Origin of the sequence: Streptomyces blastmyceticus, from assembly GCF_039521185.1 — a bacterium.
GTDB classification, from domain to species: domain Bacteria; phylum Actinomycetota; class Actinomycetes; order Streptomycetales; family Streptomycetaceae; genus Streptomyces; species Streptomyces blastmyceticus.
Genome location: NZ_BAAABW010000002.1, coordinates 241,953 through 266,189 on the forward strand (window position 1 = coordinate 241,953; position 24,237 = coordinate 266,189).

A 24,237-nucleotide genomic window follows, 5' to 3' on the forward strand; every position below is an offset into this window, starting at 1 on the left:
GTAGCCGTCGGTCGGGTGCACGGGGCACGGCGGGCTGCATTCGGCAAGACTGGCAACCGCTGTTGAATCACGGGTAACGCCCACATGGCGCTAAGGAAATCGGAGCCCTTCCGGAAGGGGCTCGCCACCTGCGGCGGGCGGGCTCAGACGCCGTACGGGCCCGAGGCCGCCGGACCCAGCCGGCTTCTGCCCACCGAAGCACCCACGGCCTTGCCCTCCACTCGCGGTTCCGCGCTCGGCGTGAGCAGGGGCGGCGCGTCCGGTGCGCGGAGGTGGGCGAGGAGGAGTTCCTCCAGGGTCGGCTCCGACGCCTGCCACCCGCCGCGCACGGGGCGGCCGTCGGGGCGTATGAGCGCGGTGAGCTGACGGCCCGTCCGGCGCGTCTCCACGACCGTGTGGGCCGCGAACTCCCGCGGCGCGCCCGGCTGCTCGTGCCGGCCGACGAGCAGGGTGTGGGCGGCGAGCAGGTCCTCGACCTCGCCCGCGAGCCGCACCTTGCCGTCGGCCACGAGCAGCAGGTAGTCGCAGATCCCGTCGAGCTCGGCGAGGATGTGCGAGGACATGACGACGGTGACGGCGCGCTCGGCGGCCGCGGTCATGAGGGCGGTCGTCATCTGGTGGCGCGAGAGCGGGTCGAGGTCGGCCATCGGCTCGTCGAGGAGCAGGAGTTCGGGCCGCTTGCCCAGCGCGAGCGCCAGCGCGACGCGGGTGCGCTGCCCGCCGGAGAGGTCGCCGACGCGCGCGCCCGGCGATAGCCCGCCCTCGTCCACGAGCCGCTCGGCGGTGGCCCGGTCCCAGCTCGCGGGGTTGAGCTCGCGGCCCATGCGGAGGGTGTCGGCGATGGTGAACCGGGCGTACAGCGGCTTGTCCTGCGAGAGGTACGCGACGCGGGGCCGCACCTCCGCGCCGCCGGGGCGCCTGCCGAGGACGGTGAGCGAGCCCTCGGTGGGCCTGCGCAGCCCGGCGGCCAGGGACAGCAGCGTGGTCTTGCCCGCGCCGTTGGGCCCGACGAGCGCGCAGACGCGGCCCGCGGGCAGCCGGAAGGAGCAGTCGCGCAGCGCCCAGGCGCGCCGGTGCTTCATGCCGAGCCCGACCGCCTCCAGGGCGGTGTGGCCGGGGCGGAAGGTGAAATCGGTCATCGGACCCCCTTGTTCACACTTTCACATGGCGTCCGGAGCGTGCGGACCGTGGGTCACGCGGGGCCCTCGAAGCGCTCCTCCAGCACGGAGGTGACCAGTGCGGAGACGTCCTCCCTGGCGAGCCCCGCCGCATGGGCGCGCTCCATCCAGTCGGCGAGCTCGGCGCGCAGCGGCGAGTCCGCGCCGGCCTGCGGGCGCGCGAGGGAGCGCCGCACGAACGTCCCCAGCCCGGGGCGCGCCTCGACCAGGCCGTCCCGGGTGAGCTCGCGGTACGCCTTCAGCACGGTGTTGGGATTGATGGCCGTGGCCGCGACGACCTCTTTGGCCGTGGGCAGCTTGTCGCCCGGCGCGAGCAGACCCAGCCGGAGGGCTTGCTCCACCTGATGAACGATCTGCAGATAGGTGGCCACCCCACTGCGCCGGTCGATCCGGAACTCGACCACGATCACCCTTTCACTACTTGACTAGTGAAAGGGTGATGTATGTGATCGGCGGCTGTCAAATGCTGGCGGGCGTCGAGGCGGGATCAGCTCTCGGTGCGGTACATCAGGTCCGTCTCGTGCACCGCGAAGCCCAGCCGCTCGTAGACGGCCACCGCCGGCAGGTTGTCCGCGTCCACGTACAGCATCGCGGTCGGCAGCCCCTTGGCCTCCAGGTGGCGCAGTCCGATCGCCGTCAGGGACTTGCCGAGCCCGCCGCCCTGGGCGCCGGGCCGTACCCCGAGGACGTAGACCTCGCCCAGCTCCTCCTCCGCGTGCACCTTCGTCCAGTGGAAGCCGACGATCTCGCCTTCGCGCTCGGCGAGGAAGAAGCCCTCCGGGTCGAACCAGCTCGCCGCCTTGCGGTCGTCGAGGTCCCGCTGCGTCAGCGAGCCCTGCTCGGGGTGGTGCGCGAAGGCGGCCGCGTTCAGGGCGAGCCACGCCGTGTCGTCCTTGCCGGGGCGGAAGGTGCGTACGGTCACGCCGTCCGGCAGGCGCGCGTCGGGGAGGTCCAGTCCGGCCAGCGGGCGCCGCATCTGGCGGAGCTCGCGGAAGAGGCTCAGCCCGAGCACCTGCGCGAGGTGCCGCGCGGCGGGGTGTCCGCCGTGTGCCCAGATGCGCAGCCGCTTGCCGGACTCCGCGAGCAGCGCGCCGCCCAGCGTCCGCCCGTGCCCGCGGCCACGCCGGTCGGGGTGCACGACGAGTTCGCCCGCGGGCGCCTCCACGGGGTCGCTGTCCTCCAGCTGCCCGTAGCCGATGAGCTCGCCCTCGTCGTCGCGCAGCAGGACGTGCCGTACGCCCGCGCGCCGCCCGCGCAGCTGCAGGCGCCCCTGCTCCGAGACGGCCGGCTGGCCGTCGACGGCGGCGGCTTCCTCCACCAGCCGCAGCACATCCCGCGCCGTCTCGGGCGCGAGCTCCTCCACGACCTCGATCGACCGCTGCCCGCCTGTGTTGTTCGCGACGTCACTACTCATGGGTCGAGCCTACGACCTCGGCCATCAGGAGCTACTGAATCGTCACCTCAACGCTCCTGACGCGCTACGCGCGTTGAACATAAAATTCCGGCGACCACGCAACAACCGCATATGTACAAAGGGGAACAAATGCACGCGACGCCGCCACGGAAGCGCCTCTCCAGACGGCTGAGCACCGCCGTCGCCGTTCTCGCCGCCACCGCCGGTGTCCTCGCCACGGCCGGTCCCGCGAGCGCCCACCACTCCCGTACGGTCGACGTACAGCTGCTCTCCTTCAACGACTTCCACGGCAACCTGGAGCCCCCGCAGGGCTCCTCCGGCACCGTCACCGAGCTGCAGCCGGACGGGAGTAAGAAGGCCATACCCGCGGGCGGCGTGGAGTACCTCGCCAACTCGCTGCGCACGGCGCGCAAGGGGCACCCCTATTCCGTGACCGCCGCGGCCGGTGACCTGATCGGGGCCAGCCCGCTGATGTCGGGGCTCTTCCACGACGAGCCGAGCATCGAGGCGATGAACAAGCTCGGGCTGGACGTCACTTCCGTCGGCAACCACGAGTTCGACGAGGGCCGCGCGGAGCTGACGCGGATGCAGAAGGGCGGCTGCCACCCGACGGACGGCTGCTTCGAGAAGGGCAAGAAGTTCCGGGGGGCCGACTTCCCCTACCTCGCCGCGAACGTCACGGACGAGAAGACCGGCAAGCCCATCCTCAAGCCGTACACGGTCTGGAAGCGCAACGGCGTGAAGATCGGCTTCATCGGCGTCACCCTCAAGGGCACGCCGGACGTCGTCACCGCGGAGGGCGTGAAGGGCCTGAAGTTCGGCGACGAGGTCGAGACGATCAACAAGTACGCCGCGGAGCTCGACCGCCAGGGCGTGAAGTCGATCGTCGCCCTCATCCACGAGGGCGGGCTGCCGGCCTCCGGCGCGTACAACTACAACTGCGACACCCCGGGCGCGGGCGCCGGGATATCCGGCCCCATCGTGGACATCGCCAAGAAGGTCACGCCGAAGGTCGACGCCCTCGTCACCGGGCACACGCACGCGGCGTACACCTGCACCATCCCCGACCCGTCGGGCGCGCCGCGCACGGTCACCTCGGCGGCGTCCTTCGGGCGGCTGTACACCGACACCACGCTGACGTACGACCGGCGGACGAAGGACATCGTCCGCACGGCCGTGAAGAGCCCCCGCACGGGCAACCACGTCGTGGACCGCAACCAGCCGAAGGCGCCCGACATGACGGCCCTCGTCGACCGCTGGCGGAAGCTGGCCGCGCCGGTGGCCGACAGGCCCGTGGGCTACATCTCCGCCGACATCAACGGCCGTGGCGCGGAGGGCTACGAGAAGCCGCTCGGCGACCTCATCGCCGACGCGCAGCTGGAGGCCCTCGCGCCGGCCGACAAGGGCGGCGCCCAGATCGCGTTCATGAACCCCGGCGGCATCCGCTCCGACCTCGCCTACAAGGCGTCCGGCTCGGAAGGGGACGGCGTCGTGACGTACGGCGAGTCGTTCACCGTGCAGCCCTTCACGAACATGATGGCCACGTCCGACCTCTCCGGCGCCCAGCTCATATCCCTGCTCCAGCAGCAGGTCAGCGGCGCCAACGAGGCCCAGCCGATCGTCCTCCAGATCAGCAAGGGCCTGACCTACACGCTCGACCTGACGAAGAAGGGCGCGGCCCGCATCGACGTCTCCTCGGTGAAGCTCGACGGCGCGGCGATCGACCCGGCGAAGACCTACCGCGTCGCGGCGAACGCGTTCCTCGCGGGCGGCGGTGACGGCTTCCCGGCGTTCAAGGACGGCAAGAACAAGCGCATCGGGGCGTCGGACCTGGACGTCTTCAACGCCTACCTGACGGCGCACTCCTCGAAGTCCACCCCGCTGGCCCCGCCGAAGGCGGACCGGATCACGGTGGTGAAGTAGGGGATACGAACGCCGGACGGGCTGGATTTCCAGCCCGTCCGGCGTTCGAGGACCGTGGGGGTCACAGATTCTGGACTTCCGCCCCCGCCTTGACCAAAAGCTGCTGCCCGATGTCGAGCAGCGCCCGCCCGCCCGCGAGCTCCTCGCCGATCCGCCGCTCGTCCGCGTCCCGGGGGTCGCGCGTGGCCTGGCCCCGGCCCCTCAGCTCCGTGCCGTCCCGCAGCCGCAGCAGCGCCGCCGCGCGCGTATGCGTCTCATCCTCGGCGAACTCGACTTCCACGTGCCAGCCCGCAACCTGCTGCATGATCACCCTCTCCACGCCGGACCCCGAGATCTGGCACAAATTAGCCCGTATCGGCGCGCCTCAAACCCCATGCGCCCGAACAGCCGAACCGCCGTCCTTATACCGGGCATACCCGCTTCTGTCGGGCTTCTCAGGGCTCACTCAGACGGTTTTCATATAGCCGGAGGACAGTCATAGCCATGACGGACAACGACCGCCGCAACGGCACCCAGGACCCCGAGTTCCCGCAGCAGCCTTCCGCGTACCCGGCGCAGCCGCCGTACGCCCCGCAGCAGCCGGTCACCACGGCGACGGGCGTCACCGTCTGGCCGGGCGACGGCAGCGGCCCGTACGACGGCGGCACCCCGCACGGCGGTGGCACGGGCGGCCCCGGAGGCGGCGGCTACGTCGGCTTCGACGCCCCCGGCCCCGGCGACGGCGGCAACGGCGGTGGCAGCAGCCACGCCGCGCCCCGCGCCCGCCGCCCCGTCGCCCTCCTCGCCGCCTGCGCGATCGTCGCGGCCGTCGTCGGCGGAGGCTCGGCCGCCCTCGTCGGCGAGCTCACCACGCGCTCCGGCAGCAGCAGCCACTCCACGCCCGTGGAGAACGCCTCCTCCAAGACCAGCGGCGTCTCCGCCGTCGCCAAGGCCGTCAGCCCCAGCATCGTGGAGATCAAGGCGACCACCACCTCCGGCGAGTCCACCGGCTCCGGCGTGATCATCACGAGCAACGGCGAGATCGTCACCAACAACCACGTGGTCTCCGGCGCCGACTCCGTGAAGGTCTCCTTCAGCGACGGCAGCAGCAAGACCGCGAAGGTCGTCGGCACCGACCCCGACAAGGACCTCGCCCTGATCAAGGTGAACGGCGCGAGCGGACTCAAGGCGGCCAGCCTCGGCGACTCCGGCAAGCTCCGGGTCGGTGACGACGTCGTCGCGATCGGCTCCCCCGAGGGCCTCACCGGCACCGTCACCAGCGGCATCGTCTCCGCCCTCAACCGCGACGTGACCGTCGCCAAGGAGCAGGGCCAGGGGCAGGGGCAGCAGCGGCAGGGCCGTGGCCTCCCGCAGTGGCCGTTCGAGTTCGGCGGCAACCAGTACAACGGCGACACCGGCTCCTCCAAGACCACCTACAAGGCCATCCAGACGGACGCCTCCCTCAACCCCGGCAACTCCGGCGGCGCACTGATCAACATGAGCGGCGAGATCATCGGCATCAACTCCGCGATGTACTCGTCCGCTTCCTCGGGCGGCTCCGGTGACTCCGCGGGCAGCGTCGGCCTCGGCTTCGCGATCCCGATCAACACCGTCAAGGCCGACCTGGCGAAGCTCCGGGCGGGCGGCAGCTGACCGGTGGCGGAGGAGCAACCCGCCGCCCTCCGCCGTGCGACGCTGAGAGGGACAGGAGACACCCGTACACCCGTGAGGTAAGCCGATGAGCCCCGCCGAGCACGGCGACCAGCCCGCCCGCGTCCTGATCGTGGACGACGAGCCCGCCGTCCGCGAGGCGCTGCGCCGCAGCCTCGCCTTCGAGGGGTACGGCACCGAGCTGGCCGTCGACGGACTCGACGCGCTGGAGAAGGTCGCCGCGTACGACCCGGAGCTGATCGTCCTCGACGTGCTGATGCCCCGCATGGACGGCCTGACCGCCGCCCGCCGGCTGCGCGCCTCCGGGGTCACCGTGCCCATCCTCATGCTCACCGCCCGCGACACCGTCGGCGACCGCGTCACCGGCCTCGACGCCGGGGCCGACGACTATCTGGTCAAGCCCTTCGAGCTGGACGAGCTGCTGGCCCGCATCCGCGCCCTGCTGCGCCGCAGCTCCTACGCGGCGGCGGCCGCCGAGGCCGTCTCCCACACGCTCTCCTTCGCCGACCTGCGCATGGACCTCACCACGCGCGAGGTGGCGCGCGGCAGCCGGCCGGTCGAGCTGACCCGCACGGAGTTCACGCTGCTGGAGCTTTTCCTCACGCATCCGCGGCAGGTCCTCACCCGGGAGCAGATCCTGAAGTCGGTCTGGGGCTTCGAGTTCGAGCCCTCCTCCAACTCCCTCGACGTGTACGTGATGTATCTGCGCCGCAAGACGGAGGCGGGCGGCGAGCCCCGGCTCGTCCACACCGTCCGCGGGGTCGGCTATGTCCTGCGGGCGGACGGCGGCGGCTCCGAATGACCGGGAGATTCCGGCGGCTGAGCCTGCGCTCCCGGCTCGCGCTCCTGTCGGCGGTGGCGGTCGCCGTCGCCGTCGCGGCGGTCGCGGGCGTGTCCTGGTTCGTCCTCAAGCAGCAGCTCGAACAGCAGCGGGACACCACGCTGACCAATGTGCGCCCGACGGACGAGACCGTCGTCGACCTGCTGCGCTCCTGCGGCGCGGGGATGCGGACCGGCCCCAGCCAGTACACCTTCCAGATCATCACGACGACGGGCGCGATCTGCACCACCCCGGGCAAGTCGCCCGTGGAGGTGGACTCCGAGGACCTGGCCGTCTCCCTGGACCGCGGTCCTGTGCTGCACGACGGCCGGGCGAAGAACGGCCAGGAGATGCGCATCGCCACCTCGGCGAGCAATGTGCAGGGCGTCTACGCGGTCTCCATCGCGCAGCCCCTGAGCGACATCGACAAGCCGCTCAACAAGCTCGCCATCGCCCTCGCGCTGACCGCCGGGATCGGCGTCCTCGGCGCGGCCACCGCGGGCCTGGGCATCGCCCGCGCCGGGCTGCGGCCCGTGGACCGGCTCACCGACACGGTCGAGCACATCGCCCGCACGGAGGACCTCGCCGTGCGCATCCCCGTCGACGGCGAGGACGAGATCGCCCGCCTGTCGCGCTCCTTCAACTCCATGACGGCCGCCCTCGCGTCCTCCCGCGACCGCCAGCAGCAGCTGATCGCCGACGCCGGGCACGAGCTGCGCACGCCACTGACGTCGCTGCGCACCAATATCGACCTGCTCGTGCGGAGCGAGGAGACCGGCCGGGCGATCCCGCCGGAGGACCGCAAGGCGCTGCTCGCCAGCGTCAAGGCGCAGATGACGGAGCTCGCGGCGCTGATCGGCGACCTCCAGGAGCTGTCCCGCCCGGACTCGGCCGCCGACGGCGGCCCGGTGCAGGTGATCGCCCTGCACGAGGCGGCCGGGCGCGCGGTGGAGCGGGCGCGGCTGCGCGGCGCGGGCCTGACGTTCGCGGTGCGGCTGGACCCCTGGTTCGTACGCGCGGAACCGGCCGCCCTGGAGCGCGCCCTGGTCAACCTCCTGGACAACGCGGTGAAGTTCAGCCCGCCCGGCGGCACGGTCGAGGTCACCCTGACCGGCGGCGAGCTGACCGTGCGCGACCACGGCCCCGGCATCCCCGCCGACGAGCTCCCCCACGTCTTCGACCGCTTCTGGCGCTCCCCCTCGGCCCGCAGCCTCCCGGGCAGCGGCCTGGGCCTGTCCATCGTGGCCCGCACGATCCGCCAGGCGGGCGGCGAGGTCTCCCTCGCCCCGGCGGAGCACGGCGGGGCGGTGGCATCCGTACGGCTGCCGGGCGCGGCGACGGCGCCGCCGGTTCTCTAGCGCGGGGTTTGCGCCCGGCGCCCGTTGCCCAGGTATGTGCCATGACCCAGGACAACGTGGCACGTACGTATTACGACACCGGCGATGTCGACGGCTTCTACGCGCAGGCGTGGGGCGGGGAGAACATCCACGTCGGGATCTACGCCGACGCGCGCGAAGCGGTCGGTGCCGCGGCCCGGCGCACCGTCGAGCGGATGGCGGCGAAGGCCGCAGACGCGCTCGGGCCCGGTCGCGCGGTCCTGGACCTGGGGTCCGGGTACGGCGGTGCGGCGCGGCAGTTGGCCGAGTCGTACGGCTGTCGCGTCACCGGCCTGAACATCAGCGAGGTGCAGAACCGCCGGCACCGCGAGATCAACGCCGAGCGCGGCCTCGACGGGCTGATCGACGTGGTGACCGGCTCCTTCCAGGACGTCCCCGCGCCGGACGCCGCGTACGACGTGGTCTGGTCCCAGGACGCGCTGTGCCACAGCCCCGACCGGGCGACGGTCCTGCGGGAGGCGGTGCGCGTGCTCAAGCCCGGCGGGCACCTGGTGTTCACCGACTTCATGGCCGTCGAGGACGCACCCGCCGCCGAACTGCGGCCGCTCACGGACCGGCTGACGGTCACGGGCTTCGCGACGCCCGCCTTCTACGAGGAGCAGCTGCGGTCACTGCCGCTCTCGGACGTGAGCTTCGAGGAGCTCAGCGAACATCTCCAGACCCACTACGAACGCCTCACCGATGAGGTGCGCGACCCGTCCCCGACGCTCGTGGCGTCGGTCAGCGCGGCGTACCTGGAGGGCTTGCGCGAGAGCCTTCCGCAGGTGGCGGCGGCGTGCGCGAAGGGGCTGTTGCAGTGGGGCATCTTCCACGCGCGCAGGGCGTGACGGCCGGAGCGCGGTGATTCCGGGCCCGGGGCAGGCGCCCCGGGCCCCCTGGTGGCCGACAAGAGACCTTCCCCGGGGCGATTTGTTCATATATGCCCCGCTATAGAGCCCCTGCGCATCTGTGAAACTCCGCATCGTGCAGCGCGAAAGAGCCATCGAAGGCTGAATTCCGCCGCGCCGCCGGGACAAGATGCGTGAGCAGGAGCGGACGCCCCCCGAGGCGGGATCCGCCCCGGGCCCGGCAGCCCCCACATCCATTCCGGGCCACTTCCCCGAAGTGCCCCCGAAGGCGTTCACGACCATGCCGTGGCGGGCCATTCCCCGACATCCATCAGGAGACTCGACCCGTGTCAACGGACACTTTGGCGAACCATCTCGCCGACACCCACACCGGGCTGCCGATCCCCGCCGACCGCGAGTTCACGTCGCCGGACGAGGAGCGCAGGCACCGCAAGCAGCGGCTCGCGGCGGCCATGCGGCTCTTCGGCAAGGCGGGCTTCGCGGAGGGCATCTCCGGGCACATCTCCGTGCGCGACCCGGAGGACCTCGACACCTTCTGGGTCAACCCCTTCGGCCTGTCCTTCAACCAGGTGCGGGTGCGCGACCTGATCCGCGTCGACGCCGAGGGCCGGGTCGTCGACGGCACGGGCAAGGTCAACCCCAGCGCCTTCACCATCCACTCCAAGATCCATGAGCGCCCCGGGGCCAACGCCATCGCGCACGGCCACACCGTGCACGCCCGCGCCCTCGGCGCCCTGGAGCGCCTGCTTGAGCCCTACGACCAGGAGTCGGCGGCGTTCTACCAGGACCAGGTCCTCTACGGCGACTACGACGGCCCGGCGATCTCGGTCGAGCACGGGCAGGACATCGCCGACCGGCTCGGCGACCGGCGCGCGATGCTGCTCCGCCACCACGGCCTGATCACCGTCGGCGGCTCGCTGGAGGAGGCGGTGCACTGGTTCTTCACGTACGAGAGCTGCGCCCAGGTCCAGCTCCTCGCCCTCTCCGCGGGCAAGCCCGTGCCGATGACCCACGAGCAGGCCCTGCTGGCCCGCGACGGCTTCGGCGACGAGCAGCTCGGCCGGTTCAGCTTCCAGATCATGTGGGACGAGATCACCGCAGACCAGCCCGACCTGCTCGACGAATAAACCGCCCACGCAAGGAAGTTGGAGGAACCGATGAGTTCATCAGCCGCTCCGCGCGTGGAAGCGCGCAAGATTCTGATCATCGTCGCGATCGTGCAGTTCGTGATCGGCGGCTGGTTCTCGTGGACGGCGTCGCACGCCAAACCGCGCGACCTGCCGGTGCTCGTGGTGTCGGCGAGCGAGGACCTCTCGGACTCGCTGCGCAAGGCCGCGCCCGGCGCGTACGAGATATCCACGGCCGCCGACGCCGACACGGCCGACCGCAAGCTCAAGGACCGCGCGGCGTACGGCGCCTTCATCGCCACGCCCGAGGGCCTCGCACTCCATGTGGCCTCGGCCGCCTCGCCCACGGTGGCGCAGACCCTGACCCAGCAGGCGCAGCAGCTCCAGGGCAAGCCGGTCGCCGTCACCGATGTCGTCCCGGCCGACGCCGACGACAAGCACGGCTCCGGCATGGCCATGGGCTTCCTGCCGCTGCTGATCACCGCTGTCATCGCGGGCCTGCTGTTCGTCCTGAAGGTGCGCGACGCCCGCGCCAAGCTCCTCGGGATCGTCGGCTTCGCCGTGCTGTCCGGCCTGCTCAGCTCGCTGATGCTGACCCACCTCAGCGGCGTGCTGCCCGGCAACTACTTCGTCAACGCCGGTGTCGTGGCGCTGCTGGAGCTGGCCATGGTCGGTGTCATCACCGGCTTCGGCTCGCTGGTGGGCCCGCCGGGGATCGCGGTGGGCGCGGTGCTGATGTTCGTCGTCGGCAATCCGCTGTCCGGCATGGCGTCGGCCCCCGAGATGCTGCCCCAACCGCTGGGCGCCATCGGCCAGTTCCTGCCCGCGGGCGCGGCCGCCACGCTCTTCCGTTCGGCCGGTTCCTTCCACGGCGCGGGCGGCGGCGCACCCCTGCTGGTGCTGGTGGTCTGGTCGCTGATCGGCCTGGGCCTGCTGTTCCTGAGCGCCCGCCGCGCGGCCGGCCGGACGGCCCCCGAGGCGGCCCCGGCCCCCGAGGCCCCGGTCACGGCCTCCGTGGGCTGACGCCCTCCTCAACGCTCTTCCCGTTCCCGAAAGATGACCATGACCATGAACGCAAGTGACCGCCCGCGGATGCGCATCGGCATCGTCGGCGGCGGAGCGGCAGCCGTCTGCCTGCTGGACCGGATATCCCGCACTCCGGGGCGCGGCCCCGGGTCGATCACCGTCTTCGAGCCCTCGGACAATCTGTGGCGGGGCCGCGCCTACCAGCGTGACGTCGACTCCGTGCTGGCCAACATCATCCCCTCGGAGATGTCGGCCACCACGGACGACCCGGAGAGCTTCCTGCGCTGGCTCGGCGAGACGGGCTTCCCCCACGGCGTCGGCGACTACGCCGCCGACGGCCACTTCCCGCCCCGCCACGTCTTCGGCAGCTATCTGGAGCGGACGGCCGAGCAGGCCCGCGCCGAACTCGCCCTCGGCGACTGGCCGGTGACCGTCGTCCGGGACGCCGTCGTCGGGGCCCGGCAGCGGGCGGACGACGTCGTCCTGACCACCGCCGGGGGCCGCGCCGAGACCTTCGACTACGTGATCTGCTCGGTCGGCGCGGGCCGCCCGGCCGACCACTACGACCTGGCGGGCACCCCCGGGTTCCACGGCGACCCGTACCCGCTGACGCGGACGCTGCCCGCGATCCCGGAGACCGCCGACGTCACCGTGCTCGGCACCGGCCTCGCCGCCGTCGACGTCGTCGTCTCCCTGGCCGCGCGCGGCCACCGGGGCCGGATCACCATGGCGTCCCGCAACGGCGCCCTCCCGGCGGTCCGGCAGCGCCCCATCCACCCGGAGCTGCGGCACTTCACCCCCGCCTCCCTGCGGGCGCTGGCGGCCGCGAGCCCCGACGGCCGGATCGGTCTCGCCGAGCTCCTCGGGCTGCTGGAGCGGGAGTTGGCGGAGCACGGCGCGGGCCCCGCCGGGGTGCTGGCCGAGCTGTTCTCCATCGACCGGGAGGAGCCCGTCGCCCGGCTGATCCGGCAGTACGAGAACATCGACTCCACCGACCTGGGCATGCGGATCATGCAGCACGCGATCCCGGAGAGCGGCCCCGACGCCTGGACGCTGCTGCACGCGGAGGACCAGGAGTTCATCCGCGAGAACCACTACCGGGCGATCATGAGCCTGTGCTGCCCGATGCCCCCGGCCAACGCCCGCACGCTGCTCAGGCTGCACGAAGAGGGCCGGCTGCGGGTGACCGGCGGGCTGTGGAACGTCAAGCCGCTTGCCAGTGACGGCTTTTACGTCGCCGTCGGTGACGACAGCTACGAGACGGACGTGGTGGTCAACGCGGTCAGCGCGCCCTCACACCGGGTCCCGGTGGAGGCCCACCCGTTCGTCGAGTCGCTCGTCGAGGAGGAGGCGGCCGAGTACCACCCCTCCGGCGGGCTGCACATCGAGCCGTCCACCAGCCGCATCGCGGGCCACGGCCGGGTGCACCGGCGCATGCACGCGATCGGCGACCTGGGCGCCGGGACGCTGTTCTTCACCTCCGGCATGCCCTCGGTGGCCGAGCGCGCCGACGACATCGTCCGCGCCATCGCCGAGGACATCGAGGCCGTGCACATCGGCACCGCCTGAACCACGCGAACACCATGAGAATCACGGGGGAAACACAAGGATGACCACGGTCACCCGCAGAAATGTGCTCATGACGGCGTTCACCGCCGCCGTCGTCACCGGTACCGGCGCGGCGCTCGCGCCCGTCGTCCTGGCCGACCAGGCCGACGACACAGCCGCGGCCGCCCGGAACGGGGGCCCGGACGTGGTGACGGACTCCTTCGAGGAGACCTACCGGGGCCGCCGCATCCAGGGCAGGACGCTGTCCACCTGCGGCGCGCGGCCCGCCGCCTACCGCAAGGGCGCCGCCGCGGCGCCCGACGTACCCGGCATCGAGATCAGCATCGACGGGCGCCCGCTGCATGTGATGCGCCGTGCGGACGGCACCTATCTGAGCCTGGTGAACCACTACGAGTCGTTCCCCACGCCGCTCGCCGTCGCCCGCGCCGCCGTCGACCGGATCGGCACCGCACAGCTGTCGCTCACCACGACGCACCACCACTGATCCGGAGCACCGGTGTACACACGCAAGAACCAGAAGAATCTCACCAGCGCCGAGAAGAAGAAGTTCGTCGCCGCCCTGCTGGAGCTCAAGCGCCGGGGCCGCTACGACGAATACGTCAAGCTGCACGGCAAGTACTTCGTCTCCGACGGCGAAGCGGGCGTGCGGGTCGGCCACATGTCCCCCTCGTTCTTCCCCTGGCACCGCCGGTTCCTGCTGGAGTTCGAGCGCGACCTGCAGTCCGTCGATGCGGACGTGACCCTGCCGTACTGGGACTGGACCGTCGACCAGTCGCCCACCTCCTCGCTGTGGGCCGACGACTTCCTGGGCGGCACGGGCCGGGCGTCCGACGGGCAGGTCATGACGGGCCCGTTCGCCTACGCGGCCGGCAACTGGCCGATCAACGTGGGCGTGACGGAGGAGAAGTTCCTGATGCGGGACCTCGGCCACTCCGGCGCCCCCGTCGCCCTGCCCACCAGGCAGGAGCTGGCCCACGCCGTCGACGACCCCGTCTACGACACCGCGCCCTGGGACTCCACCGTCACCACGGCCGGTTTCCGCAACAAGATCGAGGGCTGGACCGTCGGCGCCGACCGGGGCTGGACCAACCACAACCGCGTCCACCTGTGGGTCGGCGGCCAGATGACCGGCGGCACCTCGCCCAACGACCCGGTCTTCTGGCTCCACCACACCTTCATCGACCTGATCTGGGCCCGCTGGCAGCGCAAGCACCCCGGCGCGAGCTACGAGCCGCGCAAGAAGGTGCCCGCCGGTGACCCCCAGTTCGGGCGGGTCATCAGCCTCGACGAGCCCATGGACCCGTGGGGCGCGCGGCCGTCCGACCTCCTGGACCACGAGCGCTACTACCGCTACGCGGAATAACACCCTTCATTTCCCACCGAGTCGATAAGAGGAATCACCATGCGCATTCGTCACACGGTCCCGGCTGTCGCGGCAGCCGCCCTGATCGCCCTCGGCGCGGCGGGCACCGCCCAGGCCGCCCCCGCCGACCCGGCCGCCGTGCCCGCCACGTCCGCCGCCGCCGCCGTGCGCAGCACCACGCCCGCCTTCGCCGGGCACACCTACGTGCTGACCCTCGACAACGGCGCCGTCCTGCGCAACTCCTACTCCGCCGACGGCAAGACCCTCGACTGGACCGCCCTCGCCGGCCCCATGGAGGGCAAGAGCGGCCAGGAGAAGCTCACCGTCCGCGAGGTCGGCGACGGCCTGTACTTCGTCAACTGGGTCGAGGCGTCCGGCATGACCGTCAGCCACGTCATGGACCTGCGCACCAAGACGGTGAGCATCTACTGGACGTACGGCACCCCCGACGGCGGCCGCGCCGGCGAGCTGCACACCGCGAAGCTGGAGCGCGTCTCCGCCCAGTAGTGTCCGTGGGCGGGGCCCGATGGGCCCCGCCTGCGCCTTTCTCTCCCCAGGTCTCTCCCCAGGAGCGATATCACCCATGGCCGCTCAAGCGACCAAGGCACCGGCCGAGGCCGGACACCAGCCGACAACCCCGGAGACGGCCGGCCCGAAGGAAGGCGGGGAGCTCGGCAACGGCCTGCGCCCCCGGCACCTGACCATGCTCGCCCTCGGCGGCGTCATCGGCGCCGGGCTGTTCGTGGGCTCCGGCACCGGGCTGCGCGTCGCCGGACCCGCCATCATCGTCTCGTACGCGCTCGCCGCGGGCCTCGCCCTGCTGGTGATGCGGATGCTCGGCGAACTGGCGGCGAACATGCCCGCCAGCGGCTCGTTCTCCGTCTACGCCGAACGCGCCCTGGGCAAGTGGGCCGGTTTCACCGCCGGCTGGCTCTACTGGTGGGTGACCGTCATCGCCATCGCGATCGAGCTGATCGCCGCGTCGAGCATCCTCCACCAGTGGCTGCCCGCCGTCCCGCAGTGGACCTTCGCCCTGGTCGCCCTGGCCGTCTTCACCATCGCGAACATGCTCTCCGTCGCGTCGTTCGGCGAGGCCGAGTTCTGGTTCGCGGGCATCAAGGTCGCCGCGATCATCGCGTTCCTCGCGCTGGGCGTCACCGCGATGTGCGGCGCCCTGCCCGGCGTCCACTCCCCCGGCCTGGACAACATCACCGGCCACGGCGGCTTCGTCCCGCAGGGCTGGAACAGCATCGTCGCCGGGCTGCTCGCCGTCGTCTTCGCCTTCGGCGGCATGGAGGTCATCACCATGGCGGCGGCCGAGTCCGGCGACCCCGCCCGCTCGGTCACCAAGGCCGTCAACAGCGCCATCTGGCGCATCAGCCTCTTCTACCTCGGCTCGATCGCGGTGATCGTCGCCCTGCTCCCCTGGGACTCCGCCGAGCCCGGCCGCAGCCCGTACGTCGCCGTGCTCGACCGGCTCGGCGTCCCCGGCGCGGGCCGGCTCATCGAGGTCGTCGTCCTCATCGCCCTGCTGTCGGCGATGAACGCCAACCTCTACGGCGCCTCGCGCATGGCCCACTCGCTCGCCGCCCGCGGCGACGCCCCCCGGGCGCTGCTGCGCACCTCGCGGCGCGGCGCGCCCCGGCTCGCGGTGGCGGCGTCCGCGGCCTTCGGGTTCTGCTCCATCGCGCTCGACCACGCGTGGCCCGAGCGGATCCTGCCGTTCCTGGCCAAGGCCATGGGCGGGGCGATGCTCTTCATGTGGCTGACGGTGGCGGTGGCCCATTTGGTGCTGCGCCGCCGCCTCGAACGCGACTCGCCCGAGGCGCTGGTGGTGCGGATGCGCGGCTACCCGTATCTGTCCTGGACCGCCGTGGTGGGCATCGTGACGGTGCTGGTGCTGATGGCCCTCGACGTCAAGGCCCGCGGCCAGCTCGGGTGGTCGGCCCTGCTGGTGCTTGTGCTGCTGGGCATCGCGGCGGTACGCAGCATGCCGTTCGGCAGTGCCCCGAAGGGGCGCGGGGAACTGCGCGACCAGCCACGGCCCACCCGCGGCTGACGTACCGGACTTCCGGCGGAACGCTCAGGGACGGGGCCGGGGACGGGTAGGGGCCGGGCGGGTGGCGACCCGCCCGGCCCCGGCTCCGTACGGTCAGGCCGAGAGCTCCTCCTCCGGCTCCTCCGGCAGTCCGTCGTCCATCGGCAGCATCCCCGTCGTCGCGATGAGATACCCCAGCTGCGCCCGGCTGCGGCTGCGCAGCGACGCGGAGATCCGGCTCACCCGCCCGGCCACGGTCCGCCGGCTGATGCCCAGCCGGCGGGCGATCGCGTCGTCGGTGTAACCGGCCACCAGCATCCGCATGATGGCGCGCTGCGTCTCGTCCGTGACGACCGGCTCCAGGGAGCGCGGGGCCGCGGCGACCACGGGGGTGGCCCGCTCCCACGCCTCCTCGAAGACCTGGACGAGGAACGAGACGATGGCGGGGTGCCGGATCTCCAGCGCCGTGGTCCGCCGGGCGTCGTCGCCCGGCACGTACGCCACCGCCCGGTCGATGACCACGAGCCGGTCGAAGACGTGGTCCAGCGTGCGGACTTCGCCGCCCGCCCCCACGATCTCCTCGATGTGCCGCATCGTCGCCGACTGGGTGCGCACCGCGTGCTGGTACAGGCTCCGGTGCCGGGTCCTGCGCCGTACGTGATCCAGCTCCTCCAGGTCGTAGACCAGCCGTTCGCCCCCCGGCTGTACGGTCATCAGCTCGTCCTGGCACGAGCGGACGGCGTGCACCAGCGTGGAGTTGATGACCCGTTCCCCGTGGATCGGCATCGCCCAGCCCTGGTGTTCCCGCTTGGCCGCGGTGTAGATCGCGTGCACCGGGACGAAGGCACCGGCGAGGCTCTGCGCGTCCATCCGCTGCCGCTCCAGCGACTGCTCGATGGGCCGCACGAGCTCAGCGAGCGCCACCTCGGGTGCGACAGGTACCAAGATTTCCGGGTCGTCCGGTGGTGTCACCAGCAACCCCTTCCGCAACAGACACTGCGGAGCCCCCTCCTTCGGCGTACATCCCTTGACCACGGCCTGCCGATAGCGCGTCAGACCCTCGCCGCACAGGGCATCGGCCCCGTCGGCAGGGTGCGACCCGCTGCAGCATTCCCCCAAGTACTGCATTGCGTGATCCTGCATGGCGCAATTATGCACCTTTCAATCAAAGATGTAGGGGTTCAGTGCAACAGATACTGCTGGTTGCACAAACACGTAACCTTCGATACGCAGGAATGAGGAGCGAATGGTCGGCTCTGGTGTATTGGCGGTCCTGCTGGAGAACTGGCGGGCCTCTTTCGACGAACACCGGGTGAAGGACATCGTCGCCCTCTTCACCGAGGACGCCCTTTTCCAGGGCCTCTCCCCCCGGCTCCTGGCGGGCCGCGCCGAGATCACCACGTACTACGAGAACGTCCCGCCCGGCATGACGGCCACCGTGGAACTCCTCCACTCCCGCACACTCGGCGCCGAATCCGTGACCGGCTTCGCGACGGTCACCTTCACGGACGCGTCCGGGGTCAAGCTGCCCGTACGCCTGTCGGTGGTGGCCCAGCACGTGGACGACACCTGGCAGATCCGCCAGTACCACGTGTCGAAGCTCGCCTGACGGCCCTCGACGCCCGACGCATGCCCCTGCCATGCATAACTAAGCTGGCACACAAGGCATTTGCCACAGGCGTCACAACGTCACCGGGCGCGTGAACTCCCCGGGGGCAGGAGAGGGCAAGCGTGAGCGAGCACGGCGGCGCAGGAGCCGATCCCATCGGGGAGTTACCCCGCAGGTGGCCGACCCGCCACCCCGGAGCCCCGGTGAGAAGTCATCCATGGGCCGTCCGGCTGCGCGGTGTCAGCAAGACCCATGGTCGAGGGCGGAACGCGGTGACCGCCCTCGACAACGTCTCCACCGAGTTGCCCTACGGCACCTTCACCGCTGTCATGGGCCCCTCCGGTTCCGGCAAGAGCACGTTCCTGCATTGCGCTTCGGGGCTCGAGAAGCCCGACACCGGCACGGTCGAGATCGGTGACCAGCCGCTGGGCGGTCTCAGCGAGAAAGCCCTCACGCTTCTGCGGCGTGAACGTGTCGGCTTCGTCTTCCAGGGCTTCAACCTCCTCCCCGCGCTGACCGCCGAGCAGAACATCACGCTCCCCGTACGGCTGGCAGGAAGCCGACTGCGGCTGGACCGGGACTGGCTCGACCACCTGATCCAGTACACGGGGCTCATGGAGCGCCGTCGGCACCGCCCCGACGAGCTGTCGGGGGGCCAGCAGCAGAGGGTGGCCATCGCCCGGGCCCTGATCGGCCGACCCGAAGTGGTCTTCGCCGACGAGCCCACCGGCGCGCTGGACACCACCACCGGGCGCGCGGTGTTACAGCTCCTGCGCGGCCTGGTGGACGAGGTCGGCCAGACCGTGGTCATGGTCACCCACGACCCGGTCGCCGCCTCGTACGCGGACGCGGTCCTCCTGCTGGAGGACGGACGGATCACGGAAGCGCTCCGGTCGCCGACGGCCGAGGTGATCGCCGAGCGGCTGGCCCGGCTGGGGGATCGACGATGATCCTCCTTCAGCTGGCCTGGCAGACCGTACGGGCGCGGAAGGTCTCGTTCGCAGGCTCCTTCACCGCCATGGTCTGTGCCCAGGCCCTGATCACCGCGTGCGCGGTGCTGCTGGAGTCGGGAAACCGGACGCCGGCCGGACAGGGCGGCACGGACATGGTGTCCTTCGCGGTGCCGTTCGGCTTCATCTGCCTTTTCGTCGCCGCCTTCGCGGTGTCCGGAACCTTCTCCCTCTCGGTCCAGCAGCGCACCCGGGAGATCGCCCTCCTGCGCGCGGTGGCCGCGACCCCCGGGCAGGTACGCCGCCTGATCGGCCTGGAAGCGCTGGTGGTCACCGTCACGGCCGTCGTCCCCGGCTGCGGCCTGGGAGTTCTGATCGCCGCCGGAATCCGGTCCGTGCTCGTGGACCGTTCGATGGTCCCTGACGCCTTCCGGCTGTCCATCGGTCCGCTGAGCCTGCTGTCCGCCGTGGCGATCTGCTGGGTGACCGCCGAGGTCGCCGTGTGGGGCAGTGGCAGGCGGGCCTCGCGGGTCCGGGCCGTCCAGGCGCTCGGCGAGGCGGCCATGCCCAACCGCCGTGCCGGAGTGGTACGTACGGCCATCGGGCTGGCCGTGCTGGCCGGTGGCATCTGGGGGCTCTCGGCGATCGCGGGCTCCGAGCAGTCCGACGCCGCCAACACGGCCACGGGCATGGTCATGGTCCTGATGGTCGCCGTGGCCCTGCTCGCGCCGTGGATCGGCCGACTGGCCGGCTTCGCCTTCGGGATCCTCTGCCACGTGCTCTTCCCCGGAGTCGGTTTTCTCGTCAGGGCCAACCTGAACCTGGGGCACCGACGGCTGGCCGCCGCCGTGGTGCCGCTCGCACTCACCGTCGCCTTCGCGGCCGTCGCCCTGCTCGTACCGCAGATGAAGTGGCGGGAGTACCAGCGCCAGGACAACGAACGCATGGTGGCCGACCACCTGGTTCAGGCGTCGGGCAAAGGCCTCCCCGTCACCGCGGCCCCGACGGTGAGCCGTCTTCCGGGAACCGTCACCGCCGTCGGCACCACCGCCACGTACGTCGAGATCCTGACGGGTGACGGACCCGACGCGGCGGGCAGCACCGCCACCGCCCAGGCCGTCACGGAGGGCCGACTCGGGCAGGTCCTCGACCTCGGCCCGGCCGAAGGTTCACTCGACGGACTCGGTCTCCACGACATCGCGTTGAGCGAGAGGGTGGCTCACCGCTCCCACGCACGGGTCGGAGACGAACTGCGGGTGCGCATGCCGGACTTCCGTACGGAACGCGTCCGGGTCGCGGCGGTCTACACCCGCAGCCGCGGCTTCGGGGACGCCGTGCTCAGCCAACAGCTCTACGCCGCACACCCGGTGGGCACCCCGCAAGGACCGGACACGGTCTACGTGCGCACCGCCGCCGACAACAGTCTGGCCGCGTTGCGCCGTGACCATCCGACGTGGCGGGTGCTCGACCGCACCGAATACCGGGCCGAGGCCAAGCGCCGGCAGGACGCCTCGATGACCGCGACCTATCTGCTTCTGGTCGTGGTCACCGTCTTCACCTCGATCTCGGTGGTCAACACCTCGGTCATGACCACCATGGAGCGGTCACGCGAGTTCGCTCTCCTCCGCCTCGTGGGCGCCACCCGCGAACAAGTCGTCCGCATGATGCGCCTGGAGAGCGCGGTCACCGTCCTGGCCGCACTGCTGGTCGGCGCCGCCGTGGCCTGGGGGGTCCTGACCACGGTCAGCCGCTCGCTCACGGGCTCCGCGGACCCTCATGTGTCGACGGCGACGACGGCGCTCATCCTGGCCGGATCAGGCGCGCTCGCGCTGGCGACAGGAATCCTGGTCACGCGCATCGCCCTGCGCCAGGGCCCTTCGGCGGCGCTGCGCGGAGCGGAATAGCGGGTGGCGGTGCCTCGCCAGGCCGGTCGCGCGTCACGCGGCCTGACCGGTCGCGGCCAGGACCAGTTCGCGGATGGTGATCCGCTGCGGCTGCTCGTAGACCCAGCGGACCGCCTCCGCGATCTCGTCGGCCGTCGGCAGTTCCACCGTGTCCTTGAATGCCTGGTAATCGGCCTTGGCGGCCTCGTCGGTGGTGTGCGAGAGCAGGTCCGTGCGGACCGCGCCCGGGGCGATGGTCACCACCCGCACTCCGTGCGCGGCGACCTCCTCGCGCAGGCTCTCGGAGATCGCGTGCACCGCGGCTTTGGTGCCGCTGTAGACGGTGTGGTTCGGGTAGCTCTTGAGGCCTGCCACCGAGCCGATGTTGATGACCGTGCCGGTGCCGCGGTCGACCATGCCGGGCAGTACGGCGGCGATGCCGTTGAGCAGGCCGCGCACGTTCACGTCCACCATCTGGTCCCATTCCCCGGCCGGTTGGGCGGCGACCTCGCCGAGCAGCATCGTCCCGGCGTTGTTCACGATCGCGTCGGCGGGGCCGAAGGCGGCCTCGGCCTCGGCGACCGCGGCGGCCACCGCGGCGCGGTCGGTGACGTCCACGGCCCGCGCCATCGCACGGGGCAGGCCAGGGCCGGTGAGCCGGTCGAGGCGGCGGCCGAGCAGCAGGAGCGGGTGACCGCGGTCGGCGAAGGCGCGTGCGGTGGCCGCGCCGATGCCCGAACCGGCGCCGGTGATGACGATGAGCGGCTGTGCCATGGAGTGCTCCGTTCCTCGTGACTTGCGGACGTCATCAACCCTGCTCGCGCGGCGCCTCCCGAACAACGCCCGACCCCGCAACGATCGATAACCTGAGGGTTATGGAAAGCCGTGAGATCGAGATCTTCCTGACGCTCGCCGAGGAACTGCACTTCGCGCGCACAGCCGAGCGGCTGCTCGTCTCGCAGGCCCGGGTCAGCCAGACCATCAAGAAGCTGGAGCGCCGCTTCGGCACCGCGCTGTTCGAGCGGACCAGCCGGCGGGTCGCCCTCACCCCGGTGGGCCGTCGCCTCCGGGACGACATCGGCCCGGCGTTCGTACGCATCCAGGAAGGCATCGCACGCGCGACCGAGGCCGGCCGGGGTGTCACCGGACCACTGCACGTGGGCTTCTCCGGGGCGCTCCAGGGCGACCTGGTGCTCTCCGTCCAGACCGCCTTGCGCGTCGGCAGCCCCGAGTGCGAGGTGCGCCTCCACGAGGTCCCCGAAGCCGATCCGTACGGCCCCCTCCGGTCCGGCGAGGCCGACCTGGCCATCGTCCGATTCCCCGTCGCCGAACCGGACCTGACCGCCGGGCCGGTGCTGATATCCGACGCCGTGATGCTCGCCGTCCCCGCCCGCCACCGGCTGGCCCGCCGCGACGCGGTCAGCGCGGACGACCTCACCGATGAGAACGTACTGCCGGCCGGCTCGCTCCAGGAGACGCTGGCCCGAGTCGGCGCCGGGCACGGCGTCCACCCCGTCCCGAGCCAGACAGCGGTCTACCAGACCCGCCCGACCATCGCCTTCGTCCCCTACCCGGACGCGCCACCCGCCGAGTTCGGTGCGGTGTGGCGGACAGCGGCGGACAACGCCCGCATCCGCGCCTTCGTCGACGCCGCATCCGCCCTGGTCCGCACGGAAGGCGGCCCCGCACAGGTCTGCGGAACCTGCCGGGCCTGAAGGCCATAAGGCCCGCACCCGTCCGCCGAGTGACCCAGATCATGGGAACCCCCATCCTCCGCCGGACATATCAAGACGTGACGTCACTACAAACCCGCATCAGAGACGGCGACCCCGAACCCTTCCGCCGCCTCTTCCGCGCGCATGCCCAGCTCGTCCACCGTTACGCGATCCGCACCACCGGCGACCGGTCCACCGCCGAGGACGTCGTCTCGCTCACCTTTCTTGAGGCCTGGCGGCTGCGCGCCAGGCTTCCCGAGGAGCCCGAGCGAGCAAAGGCGTGGTTGATGGGGATCGCGGTGAACGTCCAGCGCAACACCAGCCGCGCCGCCCGTCGGCATGAGAAGGCCCTGGCCCGCATGCCCGCCAAGGAAGCCGTGCCGGACATCGCGGGCGAGGTGGTGAGCAGGATCGCGGACGCCGAGCGGCTCGCCGCCGCCAAGAGCGCCCTGGGGAAGCTGCGGCGGTCCGAGCGCGAGGTCGTCACCCTCTGCGTCTGGTCCGGGCTGAGCTACGCGGAGGCGGCCGAGGCCCTGGGCATAGCACTCGGCACCGTGCGGTCGCGGCTGTTCCGGGCCCGCGAACGCCTGCGCAAGCTCGCCGAGCACGAGCTCCGGCAGAGCGCCGACGAGGCGGCGACCCGCCTGCACCTGAACCGGCCGACCCAGAAGTGGAACCGATGATGCGTACGTCCCGGCGGCCCCAAGAGCCGCTCGAACTCGGCGACTTCGACCTCCTGCTGCCCCAGCCGGTCGACACCGCCCTGCCGGAGGCCCGGCAGAACCTGCTCGAAGAGAGCCTGATGGCCGAGGCCCGCCGCAGCGCGCCGCGCTCCCGCGCCCGCCGTACGGTCGATGTCGCACTCCCGGTCGCCGCGGCCGTGCTCGCGGCCGCCGCGATCTTCACGACGGACGGCCCGTCGGAGGCCGGCACCACCAACACCCTGACGGCGACCGTGGACCGGATCTCGCTCGCGGCGGCACATCAGCCCGCGCTGGAGCCCCGCCCCGACCAGTACATCTACGTGGAGAGCAAGGTGACGGGCGGGTACGTCGACAGGTCGAGTGGCAAGGAGAGGCTCGTCGTGACCCCGCTGCACTCGCGCCAGGTCTGGCACTCTCCCGACGGCCTCAAGAATTTCATCTATGAGCCCGGCCATAAGTTCATGGACAAGAACGGCGAGGACCTCGACCGCGACCCCGCCCGCGAAGTCACCGACTGGGGCTCCTACAACAGCGTCAAGGCCCTCCCCACTGATCCCGACGCCCTGCTCAAGCGCCTTTACAGAGGCGGCAAGCCGGGCGACGCGCAGGACGACTGGTCGGCGTTCGGGGAAATAGGCCAGCTGCTGGACGAGCAGATCGCGCCACCGGAGATCAGCGCCGCGTTGTTCAAGGCGGCCGCCGAGATCCCGGGCGTCGCCCTCATGGACAAGGCCACCGACGCGACCGGCCGGACCGGCATCGCCATCACGCACACCTATCGCAACAGCCGCCAGGAGTGGATCTTCGACGCGAACACGTACGAGTACCTCGGCCGGCGCGAAGTCCTGGTCGAGCCGTACCGGGGGCTCGAGCCCGGCGCCGTCACCTCCGAGAGCGTGGTCGTCAAGCGGTCCGTGGTGAACGCGAAGAAGGAGCTTCCGGGCGACGGCACGATCAATTCGGGTGGCCGAATGCCCTCTTGATCGCACCGGTCTTCGCCACCTACCGTGCCGGAGTACCCAC

24 protein-coding genes are annotated in these 24,237 nt (G+C 71.5%); 18 read left to right on the forward strand and 6 right to left on the reverse strand.

The window, feature by feature from the left end; all coding sequences use genetic code 11:
* Window positions 1-143: 143 nt before the first annotated feature.
* From ABD269_RS03215 to mshD, 3 genes are all read right to left on the reverse strand, one after another.
* Complete coding sequence (locus tag ABD269_RS03215) at window positions 144-1,139, reverse strand: ABC transporter ATP-binding protein (protein ID WP_344115794.1); 996 nt, start codon at window positions 1,137-1,139, stop codon at window positions 144-146.
* Window positions 1,140-1,192: 53 nt separating this feature from the next.
* A complete protein-coding gene (locus tag ABD269_RS03220; RefSeq protein ID WP_116215840.1) occupies window positions 1,193-1,582 on the reverse strand; it encodes a GntR family transcriptional regulator in 390 nt (129 codons plus the stop codon).
* 83 nt (window positions 1,583-1,665) lie between these two features.
* A complete protein-coding gene (gene mshD / locus ABD269_RS03225) occupies window positions 1,666-2,592 on the reverse strand; it encodes a mycothiol synthase (protein WP_344115797.1) in 927 nt (308 codons plus the stop codon).
* Between the two features lie 129 nt (window positions 2,593-2,721).
* Between mshD and ABD269_RS03230 the strand changes: the two genes are divergently transcribed.
* On the forward strand, window positions 2,722-4,515 hold the full coding sequence (locus tag ABD269_RS03230; RefSeq protein WP_344115799.1) for a bifunctional metallophosphatase/5'-nucleotidase: 1,794 nt from the start codon (window positions 2,722-2,724) through the stop codon (window positions 4,513-4,515).
* Window positions 4,516-4,576: 61 nt separating this feature from the next.
* Here the strand turns inward: ABD269_RS03230 and ABD269_RS03235 are convergent, their stop codons facing one another.
* Window positions 4,577-4,819: a DUF1876 domain-containing protein gene (locus ABD269_RS03235; protein ID WP_301893262.1), complete on the reverse strand. Its 243-nt coding sequence runs from the start codon at window positions 4,817-4,819 to the stop codon at window positions 4,577-4,579.
* Window positions 4,820-4,998: 179 nt separating this feature from the next.
* Here ABD269_RS03235 and ABD269_RS03240 point away from each other — a divergent pair, with 179 nt between their 5' ends.
* From ABD269_RS03240 to ABD269_RS03290, 11 genes are all read left to right on the forward strand, one after another.
* Window positions 4,999-6,147, forward strand: coding sequence for a S1C family serine protease (locus ABD269_RS03240; RefSeq protein ID WP_344115802.1), 1,149 nt, complete (start codon window positions 4,999-5,001; stop codon window positions 6,145-6,147).
* 85 nt (window positions 6,148-6,232) lie between these two features.
* A complete protein-coding gene (locus tag ABD269_RS03245; protein ID WP_116213319.1) occupies window positions 6,233-6,967 on the forward strand; it encodes a response regulator transcription factor in 735 nt (244 codons plus the stop codon).
* On the forward strand, window positions 6,964-8,343 hold the full coding sequence (locus ABD269_RS03250) for a sensor histidine kinase (RefSeq protein ID WP_344115805.1): 1,380 nt from the start codon (window positions 6,964-6,966) through the stop codon (window positions 8,341-8,343). Before ABD269_RS03245 ends, ABD269_RS03250 begins: the two co-directional genes overlap by 4 nt.
* 41 nt (window positions 8,344-8,384) lie before the next feature.
* Complete coding sequence (locus ABD269_RS03255; protein WP_344115807.1) at window positions 8,385-9,209, forward strand: SAM-dependent methyltransferase; 825 nt, start codon at window positions 8,385-8,387, stop codon at window positions 9,207-9,209.
* 347 nt (window positions 9,210-9,556) lie between these two features.
* Window positions 9,557-10,357 (forward strand): class II aldolase/adducin family protein, encoded by an 801-nt coding sequence (locus tag ABD269_RS03260; protein ID WP_301893267.1) that lies wholly within the window; start codon window positions 9,557-9,559, stop codon window positions 10,355-10,357.
* A 30-nt stretch (window positions 10,358-10,387) separates the two neighbouring features.
* Window positions 10,388-11,380 (forward strand): ABC transporter permease, encoded by a 993-nt coding sequence (locus ABD269_RS03265; RefSeq protein WP_344115810.1) that lies wholly within the window; start codon window positions 10,388-10,390, stop codon window positions 11,378-11,380.
* Window positions 11,381-11,425: 45 nt separating this feature from the next.
* Window positions 11,426-12,952 (forward strand): FAD/NAD(P)-binding protein, encoded by a 1,527-nt coding sequence (locus ABD269_RS03270; RefSeq protein ID WP_344115812.1) that lies wholly within the window; start codon window positions 11,426-11,428, stop codon window positions 12,950-12,952.
* A 40-nt stretch (window positions 12,953-12,992) separates the two neighbouring features.
* Window positions 12,993-13,436, forward strand: coding sequence for a tyrosinase family oxidase copper chaperone (locus ABD269_RS03275; protein ID WP_344115815.1), 444 nt, complete (start codon window positions 12,993-12,995; stop codon window positions 13,434-13,436).
* A 12-nt stretch (window positions 13,437-13,448) separates the two neighbouring features.
* A complete protein-coding gene (locus tag ABD269_RS03280; protein ID WP_344115817.1) occupies window positions 13,449-14,315 on the forward strand; it encodes a tyrosinase family protein in 867 nt (288 codons plus the stop codon).
* A gap of 39 nt (window positions 14,316-14,354) precedes the next feature.
* Window positions 14,355-14,822 carry a MoaF-related domain-containing protein gene (locus ABD269_RS03285; protein WP_344115819.1) on the forward strand — a complete coding sequence of 156 codons (468 nt, stop codon included), beginning with the start codon at window positions 14,355-14,357 and terminating at the stop codon, window positions 14,820-14,822.
* Between the two features lie 76 nt (window positions 14,823-14,898).
* On the forward strand, window positions 14,899-16,374 hold the full coding sequence (locus ABD269_RS03290; RefSeq protein ID WP_344115821.1) for an amino acid permease: 1,476 nt from the start codon (window positions 14,899-14,901) through the stop codon (window positions 16,372-16,374).
* Window positions 16,375-16,467: 93 nt separating this feature from the next.
* On the opposite strand, the gene ABD269_RS03295 is transcribed toward ABD269_RS03290, so the two are convergent.
* Window positions 16,468-17,277 carry a helix-turn-helix transcriptional regulator gene (locus ABD269_RS03295; RefSeq protein WP_301893274.1) on the reverse strand — a complete coding sequence of 270 codons (810 nt, stop codon included), beginning with the start codon at window positions 17,275-17,277 and terminating at the stop codon, window positions 16,468-16,470.
* A 322-nt stretch (window positions 17,278-17,599) separates the two neighbouring features.
* Here ABD269_RS03295 and ABD269_RS03300 point away from each other — a divergent pair, with 322 nt between their 5' ends.
* The 3 genes from ABD269_RS03300 (at window position 17,600) to ABD269_RS03310 (ending at window position 20,816) form a co-directional block, all read left to right on the forward strand.
* On the forward strand, window positions 17,600-17,962 hold the full coding sequence (locus ABD269_RS03300) for a YybH family protein (protein ID WP_344115825.1): 363 nt from the start codon (window positions 17,600-17,602) through the stop codon (window positions 17,960-17,962).
* A gap of 203 nt (window positions 17,963-18,165) precedes the next feature.
* Entirely contained in the window at window positions 18,166-18,912 is a 747-nt protein-coding gene (locus tag ABD269_RS03305; protein ID WP_344115827.1) for an ABC transporter ATP-binding protein, read from the forward strand.
* Entirely contained in the window at window positions 18,909-20,816 is a 1,908-nt protein-coding gene (locus tag ABD269_RS03310) for an FtsX-like permease family protein (RefSeq protein ID WP_344115829.1), read from the forward strand. The genes ABD269_RS03305 and ABD269_RS03310 overlap by 4 nt, the downstream gene beginning before the upstream one ends.
* Window positions 20,817-20,849: 33 nt before the next feature.
* Here the strand turns inward: ABD269_RS03310 and ABD269_RS03315 are convergent, their stop codons facing one another.
* Window positions 20,850-21,569: an SDR family oxidoreductase gene (locus tag ABD269_RS03315; protein ID WP_344115832.1), complete on the reverse strand. Its 720-nt coding sequence runs from the start codon at window positions 21,567-21,569 to the stop codon at window positions 20,850-20,852.
* Between the two features lie 101 nt (window positions 21,570-21,670).
* Here ABD269_RS03315 and ABD269_RS03320 point away from each other — a divergent pair, with 101 nt between their 5' ends.
* The 3 genes from ABD269_RS03320 to ABD269_RS03330 are packed head-to-tail and all read left to right on the forward strand — an operon-like array spanning window position 21,671 to window position 24,197.
* Window positions 21,671-22,510: a LysR family transcriptional regulator gene (locus ABD269_RS03320; protein ID WP_344115834.1), complete on the forward strand. Its 840-nt coding sequence runs from the start codon at window positions 21,671-21,673 to the stop codon at window positions 22,508-22,510.
* A gap of 41 nt (window positions 22,511-22,551) precedes the next feature.
* Window positions 22,552-23,193, forward strand: a complete 642-nt coding sequence (locus ABD269_RS03325) for an RNA polymerase sigma factor (RefSeq protein ID WP_425572817.1) — start codon at window positions 22,552-22,554, stop codon at window positions 23,191-23,193.
* The gene (locus ABD269_RS03330) at window positions 23,190-24,197 is read left to right on the forward strand and encodes a CU044_5270 family protein (protein WP_344115839.1); all 1,008 of its coding nucleotides are present in this window, start codon (window positions 23,190-23,192) and stop codon (window positions 24,195-24,197) included. The genes ABD269_RS03325 and ABD269_RS03330 overlap by 4 nt, the downstream gene beginning before the upstream one ends.
* The last annotated feature ends 40 nt before the right edge of the window (window positions 24,198-24,237 follow it).